Below are 20,777 nucleotides of genomic sequence, written 5' to 3' on the forward strand. Positions count from 1 at the left end.
AACCGTCTGAGCATTGGTGAAAATTTGAGACGATTCTGTGACAGATAAACACAATAAATGTGGCAGAATCTGGGCGAAGTTGCCTTAATTCGGGCTAGATCTACAGCCTGATCGCTGAAATCAACCTGCCGTAATCGACCTCGTTGGCGTGGGTTGAACGCCGATAGGAATAAAACCTATCAGGGTCGGAATACGTGCAGTGCTTAATCCATTCGGCTTGTCCAACACCGGCCTGACGCAAACGGTGCAGGCCAAACGCGGGTAAGTCAAAGTGCAGGCGGTCGCCTTCGCCATTTGCGAAGAATCGCGTGTTTTCTGACGAGTCAGCGATAAAGCTGTCCAGAAATTCCGGGCCAACTTCGTATGCACGTTGCGAAATGGTTGGACCAATGACCGCTGCAGTGTTTGCCCGTGTAGCCCCCAATCCCTCCATCGCATCAAGAGTTGCCTCTAGAACGCCGTCTAACGCTCCGCGCCAACCCGCGTGCGCCGCACCGATCACTTTTGCGTCAGAATCAGCCAATAGAACTGGCTGGCAATCCGCCGTCAATATCGTCAGGGCGAGGCCTGGCGTCGCCGTAACAACTGCGTCTGCTTTGGGCTTCTCGCCATTAATTGGTCCGTCCACGGTGATTACGGTCGGAGAATGCACCTGATGCACGCCGATCAAGCCCTCTGGGGTGACTTCCATGGCCTGGGCGACGCGCCTACGATTCAAGGCTACGGCCTCGGCCAGATCAGTTGAACCGGTTCCGCAATTGAGACCCGCATAAATGCCTGACGAGGCGCCGCCACGACGACTGAAGAACCCGTGTCGTACAGGGGACAGAATATCAGATGTGAGGATTTCCAATGTCATGGTTCCAGTCCCGGTGGCGGTGCAGCGTGTTGCGGATATAGGCCCAGTACTTTGAATAGGTTTCCCATTTCATCCGGGTGCGTCAACCGTCGATGTGCGGATATCAGCGCCTCAAGCTGTGACCCGCTGAGCCGGGCAGCAAGAGACTGAGCACGCGCGGTGATCCCTAGTCGTTCAAGAAACACCCCTTGCGGTGTCAACCTTGATTGGACACAGCCCGCAGCGCGCGCCGCAATCGCCAATGCCTCAAAGTCGACATGCGCTGTCAGGTCAGCCTGGCCGGGTTGGTCCAATGGGTCGACTGTTTTATGTGTCTGCAAGGCTTGCAAGGTGTCTCCAAGAGATCGCCAGTCGCCATAATCGATGATGAGCCCAGCCCCGCCATTCCGTGAAATCTGCCCCGCGACGCTGCTCAGAATGGAGGATGCAGCCGCGCATAACTCGACCAGATCGCCATCCTGTGTATCCTGTAATCGTTCGTTCAGTGCAGCCTGAGGGGTCTGCGCGCCCAGTCCGAATGCAAGTGAGGAGCCGTCACCCCCGACCAATCGCTCGCGCCAACCTTCGCCGTCACGCAGGAACTGACGTACGGGAAGAGCATCGAAGAATTCGTTTGCCACCAGATACAGCGGAAGATCCGGTAGATCAGAAATGGCCTCGACCCATTGGGGTTTATAGTTCTGCAGTGTTTTGGACTGGATACTGCGCAAGACCGGAGAGGCCTCAAACAGCATAATCTCGATCGCGTCATGAAAGCCGGGAACACCTTTTGTCGCGCGCAAGATGTCTGCCATTAGCGTGCCACGACCGGGGCCAAGCTCTGCCAGTGCGACACGTTCGGGTTTGCCCTGATCAAGCCAGCATTGCGCTAGACACAAACCGATCAACTCGCCGAACATTTGGCTGATTTCTGGAGCAGTGATGAAATCACCTTGGGCGCCCAGCGGGTCGCGGGTCGCGTAATAGCCATGCTCGGGATGCATCAGGCATTCGGTCATGTAGTCGGCGACGGTCATGGGGCCATCATTTTGAATGCGGAGGAGCAGAAGATCCTTCAGATTCATGATCTACGCCGCGCCCGCAGCGCAAACCAAAGGCCAAGTGCAATCATCGGCAATGATAAAAGCTGCCCCATGGTCAGGCCGTACCCACCCACATGCCATGCAAGCCCCAGCGGGTTGCCGGGTGTGATAAATTGGGCGTCCGGCTGGCGAAAGAATTCGACCAGGAATCGCGAAGTGCCGTAGCCTGCAAGAAACACGCCCATAATCAGACCGGGTTTCTGAAACGCGCCGCGCCGATAGGCCAACCAGATCAGTAGTGCACCAAGAAGCAGCCCCTCAAGTGCTGCTTCATACAGCTGCGAAGGATGGCGGGCGCACATTCCGGCCACAACGCCGGGACAATCCTGTGCCGCACTGCCGGGAAAGATCACCGCCCATGGCAGTTCACTGGGCCGCCCCCAAAGTTCGGCATTGCTGAAATTCGCGAGCCGCCCCAGCAGTAACCCGGGTGGCACCGTGTGGGCAACCAGATCGGCTAGCGAGAGAAGCGGAATCTTGTGGCGCTTACCGTACAGATAACTGGCGATGATCACGCCCAGCAGGCCGCCATGAAACGCCATGCCGCCTTGCCAGACCATCAGGATTTCCAGCGGGTGCGATAGGTAGTAGGCGGGCTGATAGAAAAGGACGAAACCCAAGCGGCCCCCAAGGATGACACCCGCGATGATCCAGGTCACTAAATCCTCAAGCTGGTCGGGGCGCATCGGGGGTGTCTCGTCCGTCCAAAGCCCAGGTCGCCGCAGCGCGATCAGCGCCACGCGCCAAGCAATCAGAATGCCAACGATATAGGCCAGCGCATACCAGCGCAGCGCAAACTCCATCCCGAACACAGAGATCGAGAAAACGTCGGGTGACAGATCGGGAAAATTCAGTACAGCCTGCATGTGCGTCTCATTGCCCGGGGTTTACGGGGCAAGTCAACCTTGAGCCCGGGCCATTCTTTACCCATATAGAGAGCAATCGTGAAATCGGAGAAAGCCCATGCAAACCCGTAACAAGATTCTGGACGATATGTCTCAACTCATGACCAACGCCATGGGCGTGGCGCAAGGGGCGCGGGAAGAAGCTGAAAATGCGATGAAGTCGATGATGGATCGCTGGCTGGCTGATCGCGACTTTGTAACCCGGGAAGAGTTTGATGCCGTGCGGGCCATGGCGCAGAAAGCGCGCGAAGAAAATGCCGCGCTTGAACAGCGTATTGCCGCACTTGAAGCGAAGCTGGACAAATAAGTCCGACTGAATTGCAAATGTCAGGCAAAGACAATCAGCCGCGCAATCCAGACTTGGATTGAGCGGTGTCGTGTATGATGCCGCCTTGCAGAAATTAATCAAGACAAAGCTGCGTGAGACGCCAATATTTTGATCGGCGTTGCCAACTGTCCACAACTTATTGCTGTTATCCCCAATAATTAGGGTTGCCAGAACCCGGCGCGCGTCGCACCATATTTAGTACAGACAGACTGGGGAAGCCCGGCTTGTAGAGCAGGCAACTAGCGCTGGGGCGCTGCCAGCCCCAAATTGCTAGAGATTAGTGAGGTGGCATTATGGCCCTTTCCGAGCAGTATCTCGAAGAAGACCTTCATCCGATCGACATTGTTGAACATCTTGCAGAACATCACGACTGGGATTTTGACCGGATCGGGGATGATCAGATTGCCATGGCTGTTGAAGGACAGTGGCGCACGTACTCGATCACACTGGCCTGGTCGAATTACGACGAAACGCTGCGTATGGTATGTTCGTTCGAAATGGAGCCTCCAGCTGAGCGCGAAACCGAGCTTTATGAATTGCTGAACAAGATGAATGATCAGTGTTGGGCCGGGGCGTTTACCTATTGGGCCAATCAAAAATTGATGGTCTATCGCTATGGCTTGGTACTGGCCGGTGGTCAGACCGCCAGCCCGGAACAAATCGATACCATGATCACCGCAGCGGTACTGAGCGCCGAGCGCTACTACCCTGCGATCCAACTGGTGACCTGGGGCAACCGTGATCCCGAAGAGGCAATGCAAGTCGCCATTGCAGAGGCTTACGGCCGCGCGTAAAGCTTTGCCCCAAACCATAGGGGAGGGGCAATCATGGATATCTCGCGCGTTGCCGAACAGGGGTTGGTGCTTCTGGGATGCGGCAAGATGGGTTCAGCGATGCTTGCGGGTTGGTTGGAACATGGCCTGCCCGCAGCATCGGTTTGGGTGATCGATCCTTATCCCTCTGACTGGCTGAAGGCGCAGGGCGTCAACATAAACACACCTCTCCCCGAATCCCCGGCAGTGGTTTTGGTGGCCGTTAAGCCGCAAATGATGGGTGAGGCTTTGCCTGCCATTCAGGCGCTTGGCGGTGGCGATAGTCTGTTCATTTCGGTCGCTGCCGGCACATCTTTGGCCACTTTCGAAAACGTTCTGGGTGCGGACACACCCATCATCCGAGCAATGCCAAACACACCTGCAGCGGTTCGGCAGGGGATTACGGCACTGATTGGTAATTCGGAAGCCTCGGATGCCGATATTGTATTGGCCGAGGGATTGCTTTCGGCGATTGGCGAAACGGTGCGCCTTGATGATGAGACGCAGATGGATGCCGTAACTGGCGTTAGTGGTTCAGGTCCGGCCTATGTTTTCCACTTAATTGAAACGCTGGCACAAGCAGGTGAAGCACATGGCTTGCCGCCTGAGCTGGCGATGAAGTTGGCCAAATCAACCGTAGCCGGGGCAGGGGCGTTGGCGATGGCCGCAGATGAGCACCCCTCGCAACTACGGATCAATGTGACCTCGCCCAATGGCACCACGCAGGCAGCGCTAGAGGTGCTTATGCACGAAGAGGATGGGTTCCCAGACCTGCTGCATCGTGCCGTCAAAGCCGCAACCAACCGATCCAAGGAGCTTTCTCGTGAGTGAGATCACATTCGACGAATTTCTTAAAGTCGACATTCGTGTTGGCGAGGTCGTCCGTGCTGAACCATATCCAGAGGCTCGCAAGCCCGCGATCAAGATGTGGATCGACTTCGGTGATGAGATAGGTGAGCGCAAGACGTCTGCCCAGATCACCGCCCATTACGACCCGATGACTCTGGTGGGCAAGCAAGTGATGGCTGTTGTGAACTTCCCGCCGCGTCAGATCGGCAAGTTCATGTCCGAGGTTCTGGTGCTAGGTCTTCCGGACGAAAACGGAGAGATCGTCTTGATCGGGCCGGACGGAGAAGTTCCTACCGGGGGGCGGATGCACTAATGAAATTGCTGATTACCCGCCCAATGACTGAGGCTGTCGAAGCCCGCGCCCGAGCTGAGTTCGATGTGGAAATTCGTGAGGCGACCTCGCCTCTGACACAAGACGAGATGGCGCGCGCGCTGACCGAATTTGATGTCGTTGTCCCCACGCTCGGAGATCAGTTTTCGGCACAGGTGTTTGCCCAAACGCCTGAGCCACGCTGTAAACTGCTGGCAAATTTTGGCGTTGGCTACAATCATATTGATGTGGACGCAGCGCGGGTAGCACGCCTTTTGGTGACCAACACGCCCGGCGCTGTTACAGATGCCACGGCAGACATTGCCATGACTCTGCTGTTGGCTACCGCGCGCCGTGCCGGTGAGGGGGAGCGTCTGGTTAGATCAGGCGGCTGGGAAGGATGGCACCCGACGCAAATGCTGGGCCATCATGTAAGCGGTAAGAAGGTGGGTATCGTGGGTATGGGGCGGATTGGGCAGGCGATTGCTCGACGCTGTCATTTTGGCTTTGGCATGAGCGTCGCGTATCAATCGCGCAGCCCAAAGCAGGTGGATTTTCCAACTGAGTACTTTCCCAATCTCGACGCATTGGCGGCGTCTGTAGATTTTCTTGTATTAGCCGTTCCCGGCGGGACTGAAACGCGCCATCTGGTTAACGCCGAAGTGCTGGAGGTGATGAAACCCGATGGAATTCTGGTCAACATCGCACGCGGTGAAGTCATAGATGAGACAGCGTTGATTGCTGCATTGCAAGAAGGGCAGATCGCTGGCGCTGGATTGGACGTTTACGAATTCGAACCCGAAGTTCCACTTACTTTGCGTGAGATGCAGAATGTGACGCTGTTGCCGCATCTGGGTACGGCAACGGAAGCGGTGCGCACCGATATGGGCCATATGGCGCTGAACAATGTGGCGGCATTTGTTGCCGGGCGAGCCTTGCCCAACCCGGTCTAGTCGCCGACAACCTCGCGCCAGTGTTTGCGGCAGAGCGAAACATAGGTCTCGTTCCCGCCGATCTGCACTTGGGCCCCTTCGGTGATGGCGTTCCCGTTCTCGTCCTGACGAATCACCATGGTCGCCTTGCGGCCGCATTCGCAGATGGTTCGCACTTCGCGCATCTCGTCAGCTAATGCCAGAAGTGTGGCAGATCCCGGGAAGAGCTTGCCCTGAAAATCCACCCGCAATCCGTATGTCAGCACCGGAACCTTCAGGTCGTCTACAGCACGCGCAAGCTGCCAGACCTGTTCTTCCGACAGAAACTGGGCCTCATCAATGAACACGCAGGCAATCTGCCCCTGTTTCAGACGGTTTTCGATCATGGCAAACACATCGTCGGCGGGGTGAAATTTATCCGCCTGTTCGGAAATTCCGATTCGCGAGGCGATCTGCCCCTCACCCGCGCGCCCATCGATGGCAGCGGTCATAAGATAGGTATCCATACCGCGTTCACGGTAGTTGTGCGAGGCCTGCAGTAACACGGTCGATTTGCCCGCGTTCATGGTCGAATAGTTGAAATAGAGCTTTGCCATGCCGTGGGTCTAATTCGCCTGATCGGTCTGGGCAAGCGGTCTCATGTACCGGGAAAGCGACGCCGCCGCTACAGCAGCAGAGGTCGAGCAGATGCTCTTGGGGATGGATAACCTCGCGTCCGCAACAGCGGCGTCTTCGGCCTATAGTTGGCCTATTTACTTTGCAAGGCGGTAATATTGCCCTGCAATCACTCTTTACCGGCACGAACGGCCGCCACTCACTCACAAAATCCCTGCATATCTGAGGGATAGTCAATTTATGGCATTTCAATTATGACTCGAATATGGGAAATTTCCCTACCCTTTCCCCCGGCACGGACAGGCGGGGGACAGGAGCGCAGGTAACAAGGGTAGCAACATGGCAGATATCGGGGCCTATCTGAAAAAGCACACCGAGGCATTGGTAAAGGATGTCGGGATCGAAGCCGCGTGCGAGATCACTGGTAAATCCAAAGCCACCCTGGGAAGATATTATTCTGATAATGCCGAACACGTTGACCGCTTCATGCCTGTGGATGCTGTTGCGCAACTGGAAAACGCCGCAGCTTACCCGCATGTCACCTCGGCACTGGCCGATTTGCAGGGTATCACCCTGTCTTATAACGGTCGGAATTCAGAAGGCCCTCGTACCGGTGGCGTGAATTCTGACGTCATTGCATTAAGCCAACGCTTTGCGATGCTGATGTCCGAATACCAGACCGCAATCGAAGATGGCATCATCACCGTCAACGAGGCAAAGCGCTTGCTGAAAGAGACCAGCATGCTGCAGCAGGTGCTGATCGAGATGAAGCTTCACCTTGAAGAAGAAAGCGTCAGCTGACGCATCCGCACTTGTTGGTGCTTAGTCTCTGCATGGATTTGCAATGATTTCTTGTTGAAGAAGGCGGCACGCAGGCCGCCTTTCTTCGTATTGAGCCCCTTCATTCAGCCTTCGTCGTTGTTGGCATTCTTTCCACGCCCCGGGCTGGCCCCTTCTGAGCCATTCCCACCACCATTGTTGCCTTTGGCCCCGCCCTTTCCGGGCTTATCACCGCCATGGCCACCTTTGCCACCGCCCTTACCGGGCTTGTCGCCACCATTGCCGGGTTTGCCGTCACCCTTGCCGGGTTTGTCGCCACCTTTTCCGGGCTTGTCACCGTCATCACCGGGATTGGTGCCTCCATCGCCAGGGTTGTCTCCTCCATCTCCGGGTTCGCCCCCGCCGTTTCCAGGCGTATCTCCTTCGCCAGAACCAGGGCCTTCGCCTGTATTTGGTCCTGCGTCTTCATCTTTTTCAGCTACGGCGGACCTTAAATTCGGATCACTGCTGCGATCCTCCCCCGTCGATGCGCCGGTGACAGACGCCGTTGGAAGATCGACAAGCAAATCGGTTAGCCCTGGGCATAGCGCTGACGTGTTCTGCAAGATATCCGGCAGGTCCGAGCGTTTTTGCAGATGTTTGACAAAACCGGGCGTGACATGTGAGCAGTCGCAAAGCGTTCCATAGTCACCACTATTTGCGGCGCTGCGCGCTGTTTTGACTGTACAGACCTGAGCCTCGGCAACAGCCGCGCTGCTGGACATGACTCCGATGAATGGCGCAGCAACCAGCGCGGCCATCCCAGTTTTCATCGATTTTCCCATACCTTAGGGCTCCCATCAATACTCCACTCGGATGCCCCGGGGCACCCGTGTATGAGGTGTTGATCGAAGATGAAGGATCGGTGGGGCTTATCTGAAGATATTTTCAAGCAACAATTTCGGGCTGAATTGGTATAGGCCGTAAGGAACGGGTGGGTAGAGAAATGAATATATGCCGTTTATTGGTGCCGCTTCACAATCACCGATCCTACGGAATACCCAGCGCCAAATGAGCAGATTAGCCCCACATCGCCGTCACTCAGATCATCGGAGTGTTTCGAAAAAGCAATGATCGATCCTGCCGAGGATGTGTTGGCATAGTCTTGCAGAATATTAGGTTGCTCTTCCGCCTCAGGTTCACGGCCGAGAACCTTTTTGCCGATGAAATCATTCATAGTCTTGTTGGCCTGATGCAGCCACAGGCGCTTGAGGTTATCGCTGCTGATACCCTCAGCCTCCATATGGTCGCTGATATGTTTGCTGACCATGGGCAGCACTTCCTTGAACACTTTACGCCCGTTCTGCATAAACTGCATGTCGCGGCGATCCTTAACCCCGTCTGGACGAGAGCGGCGAAGGAAGCCGTTATTGTTCCGGATATTGTTGGAAAATGATGTAGCGCAGCGGGTCGAGATGATCTCGAAATGCGGGCCATTTGCATTGTCACGGCGTTCGACCAGTGTTGCTGTGGCTACATCACCAAAGATGAAGTGGCAATCCCGATCGCGCCACTCCAGGTGGCCCGAGCAAATCTCGGGGTTCACCACCAGCGCCGCACGTACCGATCCCGAGCGCACCATATCAGCCGCCGCCTGAATGCCGAAGGTGGCCGAGGAACAGGCCACGTTCATGTCAAACCCGAACCCTTCGATCCCAAGTGCCTGTTGAATCTCGATGGCAATCGCCGGATAGGCGCGTTCGTGGTTCGAGGCGGCGCAGATCACCAGATCGACATCCTCGGCATCGCGTCCAGCCTGAGCCAGGGCTTTACGGCACGCATCCACGGCCATCTCGGTCATGATCCCCGGTTCGTCGTCGCTGCGCTGGCGCAGCGCTGGATGCATGATCTCGGGGTTCAGAACGCCGGTCTTATCCATCACATACCGGTTTTCAATCCCCGATGCTTTGACGATGAATTCTTCCGAGGAATGCTGCATCGGTTCCATCTCACCCGCTGCAATCGCATCCGCATATTCGGCGTTCATCCGGTCGGCATAGGCGTTGAACGCTTCCACCAGTTCGGCGTTGGTGATGATGTTCTCGGGCGTATAGACGCCGGTACCGGTGATGGCAGGGGTGTACATGGCGGGTCCTGATTTCATGATCTGAACAAAATGCAGCCCCAGCCGGTATTGATCAAGATGTGTTGACCCAAGGGAATGCACGCGCGGCCGCTTCAGAACTTGAATAGTTCATTATTCGAAGTATATTTCGCCGCGATTCGGATGGAAGAGACCCATGTCTGACGAAATCAGCACCCGACTAGGCCGCCTCAGCCCTGAGATTCAGGCGATGATGGGGGTCTATGCGCTTTACTGGAAACTGGAAGAGAGCTTTGATTGCATCAAAACGGACCTGAGCCATCAGGAATGTCATATGCTGATCAAGCTGGATGCGCCCAAACGTATGGGGGTGCTAGCGGCGGATATGCTGACCGTGCCGTCCACGATCACGGCGACTGCCGATGCACTGGAACAGGCGGGGCATCTGACCCGGCAGCGCGATCCCGAAGACCGGCGCGCCTGGCTTTTGGTGTTGACCGAACAGGGCGAAGAGGCCCGCAACATGCTGGTGGCCGTGGCTGGTGAGCTGTTTCACAGCGCATCGGGCCTGAACACCGAAGAAACCGCCGAGTTCGCACGGCTGGCTCACAAAATCCGTGACAACATTCTGAAAACCGGAATTCCCGAGGGATTGACGAAATGAAACTCCTGACCTCTGTTTGCCTCGCACTGTCCTTGTTGACTGTCCCCGCCATGGCGCAAGAGCCTGCAAAGCCTGTGAAACTGATGCAGGTCAGCGAAACTTCACCCGGCTTTTCGCGTCAGTTCTTCGGCCGGATCGCTGCGCGACAAACCGTTGATCTGGCGTTTCAGGTCGCGGGGCAGATCGTCGAGATGCCTGTGACCGAAGGTTTTGTGATCCCCAAAGGTGAACTGATTGCCCGTCTCGATCAGGAACCGTTTGAGCTGCAGTTCGACCGCACTCGCCTGCAGAAAGATCAGGCGGACCGCACCCTTGCCCGTCTGTCTCGACTGCGTGGAACGGCAGCCAGCCAAGTGGCCGTTGACGATGCCGAAACAGCGGCGCAACTGGCTGCGATTGCGGTACGGGACGCCGAATATGCGTTGGAGCATGCGACGCTGACCGCCCCGTTCGATGCGCTGGTCTCAAGCCGCGCGGTTGAAGCGTTTACAACTGTTTCAGCGGGCACGCCCATCGTGCGACTCCATGATATGTCCGAACTGCGGATTGAGGTCGACGTGCCCGAAATCCTGTTCCAGCGTTCCGGACAGCAGGATGATATTACCATTACTGCTAAGTTCCCGGTTAGCGATGAGATTTTTCCGCTGGAAATACGCGAATTCGACGCAGAATCCTCAAGCGTGGGCCAGACGTTCCGCATCCAGTTTGGTTTGACCCCGCCAGAGGGGTTGCAAATTCTACCCGGCTCCTCCGTAACGGTTACGGTGCAGGTGCAGGACGAGCGTACCGGGATCATCATCCCGCCCACGGCTATAGAAGCTGATGCCAGTGGAGCACTGGGCGCGATGGTCTTCTCGCCGGTTGGTGCCGATGAAGGCACCGTACGCCGGGTTCCCGTGACGATTGAACCCACCCAGAGCGGCGATGTCCGCGTACTCACCGGCTTGACCGATGGCGAAGAAATCGTCGTCGCCGGTGGTGGTGCGCTATCCGACGGTCAAACCGTCCGCCGCTTTGTCGGCTTCTCGAACTGAGGGCGGTTTCATGAGCATCGCACGCGCTTCGATCGACCGGCCGCTCTATACGTGGTTGTTCATCCTGATTGCCCTGTTCGGTGGTATCTGGGGCTTCACGTCGCTGGGTCGCCTTGAAGACCCGGCGTTCACAATCAAACAGGCGGTGATCGCCACGCAATATCCCGGTGCGACTGCTGAACAAGTGGCGCTCGAAGTCTCGGAACCGCTGGAATCCGCCATTCAGCAGATGGGCGAGGTGGATGTCATCACTTCGGTCAATCGGCCCGGCCAATCGCTGATCGAGGTTGAGATCAAGTCCACCTATGACGGCAGCGAATTGCCCGACATCTGGACCCGCCTGCGCGCCAAGGTGCGCGATGCGGCACGCGGTCTGCCCTCGGGCGTGGGTGTGCCATATGTGAATGACGGGTTCGGGGATGTGTTTGGCCTGTTCTATGCGGTGACGGCAGATGGGTTCTCGGACGCCGAAAAGCACGAGTTGGCGACCTTCCTGCGCCGCGAATTGCTGACGGTCAGCGGTGTGGCTGATGTCGAGGTGCAGGGTCTGCCGGACGAGGCGATTTTCATCGAACCCGACCTGTCGATCTCGGTCAATCAGAACGTGCCCTTACAGGCGATCAACGAGGCCATCGCAAATGCAGATTCGGTCAACGCCTCGGGCTCGTTGCGCTCAGAAGGTGACCGGACAACGATCCTGACGGCCGAGGGCTCGGACAGCGTGTCGGCTATCGCGGGGCTGTCAGTTGGTTCGCAAGGCCAAGTGATCAACCTGTTCGACATGTCTGATGTCTATCGTGGGCGGCAGAACGATCCCGATATCATGATCCGCTTCAACGGGACTGAGGCCTTCACTTTAGGTATTGCCGGGCTGGCCACCGAAAACATCGTCGAAGTTGGCCAGCGTGCAGACGCGAAACTGGCTGAGCTGAATTCCGAGATCCCCTTTGGCGTCGAAATCCTGCCCATCTATCAGCAGCATGTTGTTGTCGATGAGGCCTCGAACGCCTTCCTGCTGAACCTCGCCATGTCGGTCAGCATCGTGGTCGCTGTTCTGGGCATTTTCATGGGTTGGCGTGCGGCCATCGTCGTGGGTTCCACCCTTTTGCTGACAGTTGTGGGCACGCTGCTTTTCATGTCGATGTTCTCGATCGAGATGGAGCGGATTTCGCTGGGCGCCCTGATCATCGCCATGGGGATGCTGGTCGACAACGCCATCGTGGTGGCCGAAGGGATGCAGATATCGATGTTGCGGGGCAAACCCTCGCGCGATGCGGCGGAAGAGGTTGCGTCGAAAACGCAAATCCCACTGCTGGGCGCGACCGTGATCGGGATAATGGCCTTCGCGGGGATCGGGCTCAGCCCTGATGCGACCGGGGAGTTCCTGTTCTCGCTATTCGCCGTGATCGGTATTTCACTGCTGCTGAGCTGGGTTCTGGCGATCACCGTGACGCCTTTGCTGGGGCACTATTTTTTCAAGCAGGGCAGAGAGGGCGAGATTGACGCCTATGGCGGCATTCTGTTTCGCATCTACGGAGCAATCCTGAACTGGGCGCTGCGGTTCCGTTGGCTGGTGGTCGCCGGGTTGATCGCGGTCACGGTCGCCTGCTTTGCAGGTTTCGGCCTGATGAAACAGCAGTTCTTCCCCAACTCGAACACGCCGCTGTTCTTCGTGCACTACAAGCTGCCGCAAGGCACGCCGATTTCCCGCACCGCTGAAGACATGGCTGTGTTTGAGGATTGGTTGGCCGAACGTGATGATGTCGTCTCGGTCGCCACATTCGTGGGGCAGGGGGCCACGCGGTTCATGTTGACCTATGCGGCTGAGAAGCCAAACCCAAGCTATGGCCATATGATCATCCGCACCGAAACGCTGGACGATATTCCTGCCTTGCAGGCCGATCTCGAAGCATTCGGGTCGGCTCAGTTTCCTGAAGGTGAGTTCCGTACCAAACGTCTGATTTTTGGCCCCGGAGGAGGTGATCCGATCCAGGCCCGGTTCTCGGGCAGTGATCCGGTAGTTCTGCGCCAGCTGGCCGAAGAAGCCGTGGGGCGGATGACAGCCGCATCTCCGAATGCGCTGCATGTGCATCACGATTGGCGCGAGCAGGAACTGGCTGTGCAGCCTATCTATGCGACAGAACGGGCGCAAACGGCAGGTGTCTCGCGAGAAGATATTGCCGCCACGCTGCAGTTTTCGACCGATGGGATTACCGGCGGTGTTCTGCGCGAACGTGACCGCCAGATCCCGATCATCCTGCGCCGTCCGGCAGATGGGGACTATTCGATTGTCGATCAGGTGGTTTATTCCGATCAATCGGAACGGTTCGTGCCGATTGAACAGATGGTGGACGGGTTCGACTACAAAGCGCTCAATACCTTGGTTCATCGCCGTGACCGAGTGCTGACCATCACGGTTGGCGCGGATATCCCTCCTGACATGACCGCCGCGCAGGTCCATTCCGAAGTGCGCAGCGCTATCGAGGCGATGGAGCTGCCCATCGGTTATCGCATGGAATGGGGCGGTGAGTTCGAGGATTCGGGCGACGCGCAGGCCAGCCTTGGGCGGCAATTGCCCCTGAGCCTGTTGATCATGGTGTTGATCTCGGTACTGCTGTTCAACGCGATCCGGCAACCGGTCATCATCTGGCTTTTGGTCCCGATGTCCGTCAATGGCGTGGTTATCGGTCTGCTTGGAACGGGCCTTCCGTTCACCTTCACAGCACTTTTGGGACTGCTCAGCTTGTCAGGGATGCTGATCAAGAACGGCATCGTGTTGGTGGAAGAGATCGATCTGGTCCGCGCCACTGGCAAAGCCCTGCGCCCCGCGATTGTCGAGGCCTCGGTCTCGCGTCTGCGCCCGGTGATGTTGGCGGCGATTACGACGATTCTGGGGATGGCTCCACTGCTGACGGATGCGTTCTTTGTGTCGATGGCGGTCACGATCATGGGCGGTCTGGCCTTTGCCACCATCCTGACGATGGTTGCTGCGCCGGTCTTCTACATGTTGTTCTTCAACCGTGAAGAAAGGCGACGCCTGGCTGCCGGCTGATCAGCTGCCGGCATCCTTTTCGGGGTCATAATGATAATAGAAGCAGGACAGCTTGTTGCCATCAGGATCGCGCAAATAGGCCACATAGAAACCGGGCTCGTAATGGGGACGGACACCCGGTTTGCCTTCATCCGTGCCGCCGTTTTCCAAACCCGTGGCATGGAAACGCCGGACCTGATCGGCACTTCTGGCGGGAAAGGCGATCATCGTGCCATTGCCGGTGCTGGCGGGGGCACCATTAAAAGGTGTGCAGATCCAAAAGCCGGTCCCGCTGTCGGGATCGGTGCCCCATCCGGCCCAACCGTCGATCCATCCGGGCAGGCGCGGCTGACCAAGAACCGCGAAAATCGCATCGTAAAAGCGGATGGCCCGCGGCAGGTCGTTGCTTCCGTATGTGGTGTAGAGGTCCATGTGCACTCCTTCCCCGCCCATCATGTGGGCGACGGGCAAGGAGGGGAAGAAAAAAGACCCCGGCCGAGGCCGGGGTCTATTCATTCATACCGTTGCCGTGGCTTAACCCTGCAGCGATTTCACCTCAACATCGCCTTCGGCCTGCGCCTTAATCGCCAGCGCAGCGGCGTAGCTGGCGGCGGCTGTGGTGTAGTATGGGATCTTGTCATACAACGCGATCGAACGGATTGAGCGGCTGTCTTCTACCGCCTGAGCGCCCTCGGTAGAGTTCATCACCAGTTGAACGCCACCGTCCTTCATCAGGTCAGTCACATCCGGGCGGCCTTCATAGACCTTGTTGACTACCCCGCACGGCACACTTTCTTCAGTCAGCCAGGCTTGTGTGCCGCGGGTCGCAACAAGCTCAAAGCCTTGTTCAACCAGAACACGCGCTGCTTCGAGCATATCCGGCCCTTTGTCAGCATCCTTGATCGAGATAAACGCACGACCTGCGCTGGGCAGCACCATACCGGCCCCCATTTGTGCTTTCAGGAAAGCGCGCGGGAAGTCGCGATCCCAGCCCATGACCTCTCCGGTCGAACGCATTTCAGGGCCCAGGATGGTGTCAACGCCAGGGAAGCGCGCAAAGGGAAGTACGGCTTCTTTCACCGAGAACCACGGCATATTTGGGTCGGCCAGTGTCATCTGGTCGGCAATCTTGGTGTCGTCCACCGTCTTATAAGGTGGTCGCTTTGGGAATTCCGTTAGCTTCTCACCTGCCATTACACGGGCGGCAATCGATGCAATCGCACTATCGGTCGCCTTGGCCACGAAGGGCACCGTACGCGAGGCGCGAGGGTTCACTTCGATCAGGTATATCTCATCATCCTTAATCGCGAACTGCACGTTCATCAGACCCACGACATTCAGCGCCTTGGCCAGTTTAAACGCCTGTTCTTTGATCTGCTCGATGATCTCGTCGGACAGCGAATAAGGCGGCAGAGAACAAGCCGAGTCGCCCGAGTGGACGCCAGCCTCTTCGATATGCTGCATGATGCCCGCAACGTGAACATCGGTGCCATCGCACAAGGCGTCCACGTCCAGTTCAACAGCCCCGGCAAGATAGCTGTCCAACAGCACAGGACTGTCGCCCGAGACCACCACGGCCTCGTTGATATAACGCCGCAGCTGATCCATATCGCGCACGATTTCCATCGCGCGACCACCCAGAACGTAGGACGGGCGGATCACCAGCGGGAATCCGATCTCTTCGGCAATCTCCAGCGCTTGCTCATCAGTCGAAGCAATGCCGTTCTTCGGCTGTTTCAGGCCCAGATCGTTGACCAACGCCTGGAAGCGTTCACGGTCTTCGGCAAGGTCGATGGCGTCTGGAGTGGTGCCAAGGATCGGAATGCCTTCAGCTTCAAGCGCGTTGGCCAGTTTCAGTGGGGTCTGTCCGCCGAACTGAACGATCACACCGTGCAGCGTGCCGCTTTCCTGTTCTTTTGTCAGGATTTCCATGACGTGCTCGAAGGTCAACGGCTCGAAATACAGCCGGTCAGAGGTGTCATAATCGGTTGAAACCGTCTCGGGGTTGCAGTTGATCATGATGGTCTCATAGCCCGCTTCGGTCAGAGCGAAACAGGCGTGGCAGCAGCAATAATCGAACTCGATCCCCTGGCCGATCCGGTTCGGACCACCACCAAGGATGACGACCTTTTTGCGGTCGCTCGGGCGCGCCTCGCACTCAACCTCACCCATCATGGGGGCCTCGTAGGTCGAGTACATGTAGGGTGTCTGCGCTTCGAACTCAGCGGCGCAGGTGTCGATGCGTTTGAAGACAGCATTCACACCCAGATTGCGGCGGGCGCGGCGAACATTGTCTTCGTCGCGGCCGGTCAGATTGCCGAGGCGCGCATCCGTGAAGCCCAGCATTTTCAGCTTGCGGATACCGTCCTCGGTCACCGGCAGGCCGTCTTTACGAACTTGACGCTCGGCTTCGATGATCTCACGGATGCGGGCGAGGAACCACGGGTCGAACTTGGTGACGCCGAAAATCTCGTCATCAGTCAGGCCGTGGCGCATTGCTTGGGCAATGGTGCGCAGACGATCAGGTGTTTGCTGGCTGATAGCCTTGATTACGGCAGCTTTGTCGTCGGCTTCTTCCCAAACGCCTACATTCAGGCCGGGGATTTCAATCTCATCAAAGCCGGTCAGGCCGGATTCCATCGAAGCCAGGGCCTTCTGCATTGATTCGTGGATCGTGCGGCCGATCGACATGGCCTCACCCACCGACTTCATCGCGGTGGTCAGGTAGGGCTCAGACCCAGGGAATTTCTCAAACGCGAATTTCGGGATTTTGGTGACGACATAGTCGATGGTCGGCTCGAACGAGGCCGGTGTGACTTTGGTGATGTCGTTGTCCAATTCGTCCAGCGTATAGCCCACGGCCAGTTTCGCGGCGATCTTTGCAATCGGGAAACCCGTCGCTTTCGATGCCAGAGCAGAGGACCGCGAAACACGAGGGTTCATCTCAATCACGACCATACGGCCATCAACCGGGTTGATCGCCCATTGCACGTTCGAGCCGCCCGTTTCGACGCCGATTTCACGCAGCACGGCAATCGAGTGATTGCGCATGATCTGGTATTCTTTGTCGGTAAGCGTCAGGGCAGGGGCCACTGTGATCGAGTCACCTGTGTGCACGCCCATCGGATCGACGTTTTCGATGGAACAGACGATAATGGCGTTGTCGGCGGTGTCGCGCACCACCTCCATCTCATATTCTTTCCAGCCCAGCAGGCTTTCGTCGATCAGGATCTGACCCACGGGCGAGGCATCCATGCCCGAGCGGCAAATATGGATATAATCCTCACGGTTATACGCCACACCACCACCGGTGCCGCCCAGTGTAAAGGCGGGGCGAATGATGGCCGGTAGGCCCACGGTTTCCAGGGTTTCAAGAGCCAGAGCAACACCGGCGTCCAAATCTTTCTTACCGCTCTCGTCCTTGGGGGCGGTCACGATTTCGGCCTTGGGGTTTTCGATGCCCAGCCGATCCATCGCTTCGCGGAACAGGGCGCGGTCCTCGGCCATTTCAATGGCGTCACGTTTTGCGCCGATCATCTCGACACCGAACTTGTCCAGCACACCCATCTCTTCCAGCGCCAGCGAGGTGTTCAGGCCGGTCTGCCCGCCCATGGTGGGCAGCAGGGCGTCGGGGCGTTCTTTCTCGATAATCTTGGCGACAACCTCGGGCGTGATCGGCTCAATATATGTCGCATCAGCCAAACCGGGGTCGGTCATGATCGTCGCGGGGTTCGAGTTCACCAGAATGACCCGGTAGCCTTCTTCTCGCAGCGCCTTACAGGCCTGCGCACCGGAATAGTCGAATTCGCAGGCCTGACCGATGACAATGGGCCCCGCCCCGATGATCATGATCGACTGGATGTCGGTTCTTCTCGGCATGGCCTTGTTCCTTCGATTGTCCGCGAGTCAGGGCACCGCCCCAGCGCCCAAATTGTCCTGCGTTATAGGGACCGCGCGAAAAGGTGCAAGAGCTATCGGAAATGGGTTTAAAATTGCCGCTTTCCCCTCTTTCCCTCGGCGCGCTATTCTCTATACCGCGCAGCACGGCAAATGAGGATGCAATTGCGTATTCGTTTCGATCAAGGACCAGCCGGGCGCGGAACTCGTTTCGAGCGTCCAATCCGGATTATCCGCGCGGACAACGCGGAAGAGGTGCCCCAGGCTCTGGCGGCGCTTGATCAGGTGCGCGCGGATGGGGCGTGGCTGGCAGGATACGCAAGTTACGAACTTGGCTATGTGCTGGAACCACGACTCGCGGATCGATTGCCAGCAGGTCGTCGCCTGCCGTTGTTGTGTTTCGGGGTGTTTGATGAACCGGATCGCGTTGGCCTGTCACTAAATACTGTCGGTATCACCGAGTTTGAACCTCGTTGGGACGAGGCGCGCTACACCCAAGCCTTTCGATTGGTGCATGACGCCATCGGTGCTGGGGACATCTATCAAGCTAATCTCACTTTCCCGATAGACCTTGAAGTGACCGGGGGCAGCGCCGCGCTTTACGCTACGCTGGCGGCGGGCCAGCCTGTTGGTCATGGCGCATTGGTCCAGCAGGATGGCTTGCCCGACTTGCTGAGCCGATCTCCTGAACTGTTCTTCCGTACCGATGCCGAAGGTCGGATCGAAACGCGCCCGATGAAGGGCACCCAACCGCGCAGCGAAGACCCGGTCGAAGACGAACGCCGCCGCGTTTTCTTGTCGTCAGACGGAAAGAACCGGGCTGAGAATCTGATGATCGTTGATCTGTTACGCAACGATATCAGCCGGGTGGCTTTGGCCGGGTCGGTAAAAGTGCCCGAGCTGTTCAAGGTCGAGACCTATGCAACCGTGCACCAGATGGTCTCGCTGGTGCAGGCGCAATTGCATGTCGGCGTCGGGTTGTCGGATATTCTGACGGCCCTCTTCCCGTGCGGCTCGATCACCGGGGCACCTAAGATCAGGGCGATGGAAATCCTGTCTGATCTTGAGCCGTGGCCCCGCGATGCCTATTGCGGCACCATTGGCTGGGCAGCACCGGACGGGCGATCTGAATTCAACGTGGCCATCCGCACTCTTATGGTTGAAGACGACAAAGCGACCCTGAACGTCGGCGGTGGGCTGGTCTGGGACAGCACTGCCCCTTCAGAATATGAGGAGGCGCTATGGAAAGCCCGCTTCGCCCACCAACTGAGCCTGATTTCCGTCTGATCGAAACTCTGGCGTTCCGGCCGGGGCAAGGGTTTGTTCGTCTCGACCGCCATCTGTCCCGCATGGCCCGCACAGCTGAGAAGTTGGGGATAGCGTTTGACCGAGGCTCTGCCCATCAAACTTTGGAGAATGCATCGCGGGAAACCTCGATGCGCTGCCGCCTGACGCTGGACGCACGTGGTAATTTTGAGCTGACAACCGGGGAACTTGCAGCCAACCCATCGGTCTGGCGTGTGGGTCTGGCGGATCGGAGGTTGTCCTCGTCGGATATCTGGCTGCGCCACAAAACGACCCGCAGGGCCGTTTATGACATGGCGCGGGCAGAGTTGCCGCAGGGTGTTGACGAACTGCTGTTTCTCAACGAACGGGAGGAGCTTTGCGAAGGTACAATCACGAACCTGTTCCTGACCATGCCGGATGGAAGACAACTGACGCCTTCTCTGTATTGCGGTTTGCTTCCGGGTATTCTGCGAGAGGAATTAATTGATAATAAACTAGTTACCGAAGCAGTTCTAACCTTGAGCGATCTTCAAAACGCACAATCTATCTACTTTGGAAATTCCCTGCGGGGGCTGATCCGGGCGGAGCTTGTCGCACCTTGAGCAAAAACACCGAGTGGGTGGACACCCCAGCAACCAACCAACGCCTCAGGATCGAGTTCATACTATTCTATGTCGCCGTCCCGGTCCTGATCGCGACTTTGTTCCCGCCGAGCTGGATGTTTCCTTCTCTCTTTGCGTTTACCGGCCTCGGCATTTTGCTGCTGCAGGATACGCCCGGATTCTCTTGGGCCGAGCTTCGATATGGTTGGCGAAACTGGTCGTGGACGGAAGTCGTTGCATTTGCCCTGTTCATGGCTGCCTTCTGTTCCGCCCTAGTATTGTGGGCACGACCCGATGCAGCCTTTGCTCTGCTGCTGTATCGCCCGGAGATGCTGATATTCATTTGGATCGGCTACCCGTTGTTGTCCGCTCTGCCGCAAGAGCTGCTGTTCCGCTCTCTCTTTTTTCGACGCTACCACGCGATCCTGCCCCAAGGCCGCACGGCCTATCTGCTGAACGCCGGGCTGTTTTCGCTTGCGCACCTGATGTATTGGAGCTGGGTCGTCGCGATCATGACCTTCGCCGGGGGCCTTCTTTTCACCTGGGGCTATCGCAAGCGAGGGTCATTCTTCTACGCTGTTCTTCTGCATGCAATTGCCGGCAATATTATCTTTGCGGCTGGGCTTGGCGTCTATTTCTACTCGGGCAACGTGCAAAGGCCGTTTTGACGGCGCGACCCGCCTTGACTTTCCTAGCCCAAAGGGGTG

20 protein-coding genes are annotated in these 20,777 nt (G+C 57.3%); 12 read left to right on the plus strand and 8 right to left on the minus strand.

From position 1 onward, the window contains the following. Positions 1-100: 100 nt before the first annotated feature. From pgeF to lgt, 3 genes are read right to left on the minus strand one after another with little or no spacing between them, the layout of a single operon-like run. Positions 101-859: a peptidoglycan editing factor PgeF gene (gene pgeF / locus ACR0IU_RS14835; protein ID WP_170541307.1), complete on the minus strand. Its 759-nt coding sequence runs from the start codon at positions 857-859 to the stop codon at positions 101-103. Next, the gene (locus tag ACR0IU_RS14840) at positions 856-1,923 is read right to left on the minus strand and encodes a class I SAM-dependent methyltransferase (RefSeq protein ID WP_480716790.1); all 1,068 of its coding nucleotides are present in this window, start codon (positions 1,921-1,923) and stop codon (positions 856-858) included. Before ACR0IU_RS14840 ends, pgeF begins: the two co-directional genes overlap by 4 nt. Next, positions 1,920-2,807, minus strand: a complete 888-nt coding sequence (gene lgt, locus ACR0IU_RS14845) for a prolipoprotein diacylglyceryl transferase (protein WP_480716791.1) — start codon at positions 2,805-2,807, stop codon at positions 1,920-1,922. Before lgt ends, ACR0IU_RS14840 begins: the two co-directional genes overlap by 4 nt. A gap of 97 nt (positions 2,808-2,904) precedes the next feature. Here lgt and ACR0IU_RS14850 point away from each other — a divergent pair, with 97 nt between their 5' ends. The 5 genes from ACR0IU_RS14850 to ACR0IU_RS14870 all read left to right on the plus strand — a co-directional run bounded on the left by ACR0IU_RS14850 (position 2,905) and on the right by ACR0IU_RS14870 (position 6,098). Beyond that, the gene (locus tag ACR0IU_RS14850; protein WP_010441801.1) at positions 2,905-3,153 is read left to right on the plus strand and encodes an accessory factor UbiK family protein; all 249 of its coding nucleotides are present in this window, start codon (positions 2,905-2,907) and stop codon (positions 3,151-3,153) included. Positions 3,154-3,467: 314 nt separating this feature from the next. Then, on the plus strand, positions 3,468-3,968 hold the full coding sequence (locus ACR0IU_RS14855) for a type III secretion system chaperone family protein (protein ID WP_010441802.1): 501 nt from the start codon (positions 3,468-3,470) through the stop codon (positions 3,966-3,968). Between the two features lie 33 nt (positions 3,969-4,001). Further along, complete coding sequence (gene proC / locus ACR0IU_RS14860; protein ID WP_480716792.1) at positions 4,002-4,817, plus strand: pyrroline-5-carboxylate reductase; 816 nt, start codon at positions 4,002-4,004, stop codon at positions 4,815-4,817. Then, positions 4,810-5,148 (plus strand): tRNA-binding protein, encoded by a 339-nt coding sequence (locus ACR0IU_RS14865; protein WP_170472910.1) that lies wholly within the window; start codon positions 4,810-4,812, stop codon positions 5,146-5,148. The genes proC and ACR0IU_RS14865 overlap by 8 nt, the downstream gene beginning before the upstream one ends. Next, complete coding sequence (locus tag ACR0IU_RS14870; protein WP_480716793.1) at positions 5,148-6,098, plus strand: 2-hydroxyacid dehydrogenase; 951 nt, start codon at positions 5,148-5,150, stop codon at positions 6,096-6,098. Before ACR0IU_RS14865 ends, ACR0IU_RS14870 begins: the two co-directional genes overlap by 1 nt. On the opposite strand, the gene ACR0IU_RS14875 is transcribed toward ACR0IU_RS14870, so the two are convergent. Continuing rightward, on the minus strand, positions 6,095-6,673 hold the full coding sequence (locus ACR0IU_RS14875; protein WP_010441806.1) for a thymidine kinase: 579 nt from the start codon (positions 6,671-6,673) through the stop codon (positions 6,095-6,097). The genes ACR0IU_RS14870 and ACR0IU_RS14875 overlap by 4 nt on opposite strands. A 358-nt stretch (positions 6,674-7,031) precedes the next feature. On the opposite strand from ACR0IU_RS14875, the gene ACR0IU_RS14880 reads away from it, so the two are divergent. Then, the gene (locus ACR0IU_RS14880; RefSeq protein ID WP_170472887.1) at positions 7,032-7,493 is read left to right on the plus strand and encodes a hypothetical protein; all 462 of its coding nucleotides are present in this window, start codon (positions 7,032-7,034) and stop codon (positions 7,491-7,493) included. Positions 7,494-7,597: 104 nt separating this feature from the next. On the opposite strand, the gene ACR0IU_RS14885 is transcribed toward ACR0IU_RS14880, so the two are convergent. Together ACR0IU_RS14885 and ACR0IU_RS14890 are read right to left on the minus strand one after the other, a co-directional pair. Further along, complete coding sequence (locus ACR0IU_RS14885) at positions 7,598-8,284, minus strand: hypothetical protein (protein WP_480716794.1); 687 nt, start codon at positions 8,282-8,284, stop codon at positions 7,598-7,600. A gap of 188 nt (positions 8,285-8,472) precedes the next feature. Beyond that, on the minus strand, positions 8,473-9,597 hold the full coding sequence (locus ACR0IU_RS14890) for a beta-ketoacyl-ACP synthase III (protein WP_480716795.1): 1,125 nt from the start codon (positions 9,595-9,597) through the stop codon (positions 8,473-8,475). 154 nt (positions 9,598-9,751) lie between these two features. Here ACR0IU_RS14890 and ACR0IU_RS14895 point away from each other — a divergent pair, with 154 nt between their 5' ends. The 3 genes from ACR0IU_RS14895 to ACR0IU_RS14905 are packed head-to-tail and all read left to right on the plus strand — an operon-like array spanning position 9,752 to position 14,305. Beyond that, entirely contained in the window at positions 9,752-10,219 is a 468-nt protein-coding gene (locus tag ACR0IU_RS14895) for a MarR family winged helix-turn-helix transcriptional regulator (protein WP_480716796.1), read from the plus strand. Further along, the gene (locus ACR0IU_RS14900; RefSeq protein ID WP_480716797.1) at positions 10,216-11,253 is read left to right on the plus strand and encodes an efflux RND transporter periplasmic adaptor subunit; all 1,038 of its coding nucleotides are present in this window, start codon (positions 10,216-10,218) and stop codon (positions 11,251-11,253) included. The genes ACR0IU_RS14895 and ACR0IU_RS14900 overlap by 4 nt, the downstream gene beginning before the upstream one ends. A gap of 10 nt (positions 11,254-11,263) precedes the next feature. Next, on the plus strand, positions 11,264-14,305 hold the full coding sequence (locus ACR0IU_RS14905) for an efflux RND transporter permease subunit (protein ID WP_480716798.1): 3,042 nt from the start codon (positions 11,264-11,266) through the stop codon (positions 14,303-14,305). Here the strand turns inward: ACR0IU_RS14905 and ACR0IU_RS14910 are convergent, their stop codons facing one another. Then, on the minus strand, positions 14,306-14,716 hold the full coding sequence (locus ACR0IU_RS14910) for a VOC family protein (protein WP_480716799.1): 411 nt from the start codon (positions 14,714-14,716) through the stop codon (positions 14,306-14,308). A gap of 102 nt (positions 14,717-14,818) precedes the next feature. Beyond that, positions 14,819-18,163, minus strand: a complete 3,345-nt coding sequence (gene carB, locus ACR0IU_RS14915; RefSeq protein WP_480716800.1) for a carbamoyl-phosphate synthase large subunit — start codon at positions 18,161-18,163, stop codon at positions 14,819-14,821. Between the two features lie 177 nt (positions 18,164-18,340). On the opposite strand from carB, the gene ACR0IU_RS14920 reads away from it, so the two are divergent. From ACR0IU_RS14920 to ACR0IU_RS14930, 3 genes are read left to right on the plus strand one after another with little or no spacing between them, the layout of a single operon-like run. Beyond that, positions 18,341-19,468: an aminodeoxychorismate synthase component I gene (locus ACR0IU_RS14920; protein WP_480716801.1), complete on the plus strand. Its 1,128-nt coding sequence runs from the start codon at positions 18,341-18,343 to the stop codon at positions 19,466-19,468. Then, entirely contained in the window at positions 19,423-20,070 is a 648-nt protein-coding gene (locus tag ACR0IU_RS14925; protein WP_480716802.1) for an aminotransferase class IV family protein, read from the plus strand. Before ACR0IU_RS14920 ends, ACR0IU_RS14925 begins: the two co-directional genes overlap by 46 nt. Then, complete coding sequence (locus tag ACR0IU_RS14930) at positions 20,067-20,738, plus strand: CPBP family intramembrane glutamic endopeptidase (RefSeq protein ID WP_480716803.1); 672 nt, start codon at positions 20,067-20,069, stop codon at positions 20,736-20,738. Before ACR0IU_RS14925 ends, ACR0IU_RS14930 begins: the two co-directional genes overlap by 4 nt. The last annotated feature ends 39 nt before the right edge of the window (positions 20,739-20,777 follow it).

This window comes from Ruegeria sp. CL5 (assembly GCF_056536485.1).

Excerpts from the sequence above, each read along its gene's own strand:
- ACR0IU_RS14880 (WP_170472887.1), top strand. The coding sequence starts at position 7,032 with ATGGCAGATATCGGGGCCTATCTGAAAAAGCACACCGAGGCATTGGTA.
- ACR0IU_RS14850 (WP_010441801.1), top strand. The coding sequence starts at position 2,905 with ATGCAAACCCGTAACAAGATTCTGGACGATATGTCTCAACTCATGACC.
- ACR0IU_RS14920 (WP_480716801.1), top strand. The coding sequence starts at position 18,341 with ATGCAATTGCGTATTCGTTTCGATCAAGGACCAGCCGGGCGCGGAACT.
- ACR0IU_RS14840 (WP_480716790.1), bottom strand. The coding sequence starts at position 1,923 with ATGAATCTGAAGGATCTTCTGCTCCTCCGCATTCAAAATGATGGCCCC.
- carB (WP_480716800.1), bottom strand. The coding sequence starts at position 18,163 with ATGCCGAGAAGAACCGACATCCAGTCGATCATGATCATCGGGGCGGGG.
- ACR0IU_RS14905 (WP_480716798.1), top strand. The coding sequence starts at position 11,264 with ATGAGCATCGCACGCGCTTCGATCGACCGGCCGCTCTATACGTGGTTG.
- ACR0IU_RS14885 (WP_480716794.1), bottom strand. The coding sequence starts at position 8,284 with ATGAAAACTGGGATGGCCGCGCTGGTTGCTGCGCCATTCATCGGAGTC.
- ACR0IU_RS14910 (WP_480716799.1), bottom strand. The coding sequence starts at position 14,716 with ATGGACCTCTACACCACATACGGAAGCAACGACCTGCCGCGGGCCATC.
- ACR0IU_RS14900 (WP_480716797.1), top strand. The coding sequence starts at position 10,216 with ATGAAACTCCTGACCTCTGTTTGCCTCGCACTGTCCTTGTTGACTGTC.
- ACR0IU_RS14895 (WP_480716796.1), top strand. The coding sequence starts at position 9,752 with ATGTCTGACGAAATCAGCACCCGACTAGGCCGCCTCAGCCCTGAGATT.
- ACR0IU_RS14855 (WP_010441802.1), top strand. The coding sequence starts at position 3,468 with ATGGCCCTTTCCGAGCAGTATCTCGAAGAAGACCTTCATCCGATCGAC.
- ACR0IU_RS14870 (WP_480716793.1), top strand. The coding sequence starts at position 5,148 with ATGAAATTGCTGATTACCCGCCCAATGACTGAGGCTGTCGAAGCCCGC.
- pgeF (WP_170541307.1), bottom strand. The coding sequence starts at position 859 with ATGACATTGGAAATCCTCACATCTGATATTCTGTCCCCTGTACGACAC.
- ACR0IU_RS14925 (WP_480716802.1), top strand. The coding sequence starts at position 19,423 with ATGGAAAGCCCGCTTCGCCCACCAACTGAGCCTGATTTCCGTCTGATC.
- ACR0IU_RS14875 (WP_010441806.1), bottom strand. The coding sequence starts at position 6,673 with ATGGCAAAGCTCTATTTCAACTATTCGACCATGAACGCGGGCAAATCG.
- ACR0IU_RS14890 (WP_480716795.1), bottom strand. The coding sequence starts at position 9,597 with ATGTACACCCCTGCCATCACCGGTACCGGCGTCTATACGCCCGAGAAC.
- proC (WP_480716792.1), top strand. The coding sequence starts at position 4,002 with ATGGATATCTCGCGCGTTGCCGAACAGGGGTTGGTGCTTCTGGGATGC.
- lgt (WP_480716791.1), bottom strand. The coding sequence starts at position 2,807 with ATGCAGGCTGTACTGAATTTTCCCGATCTGTCACCCGACGTTTTCTCG.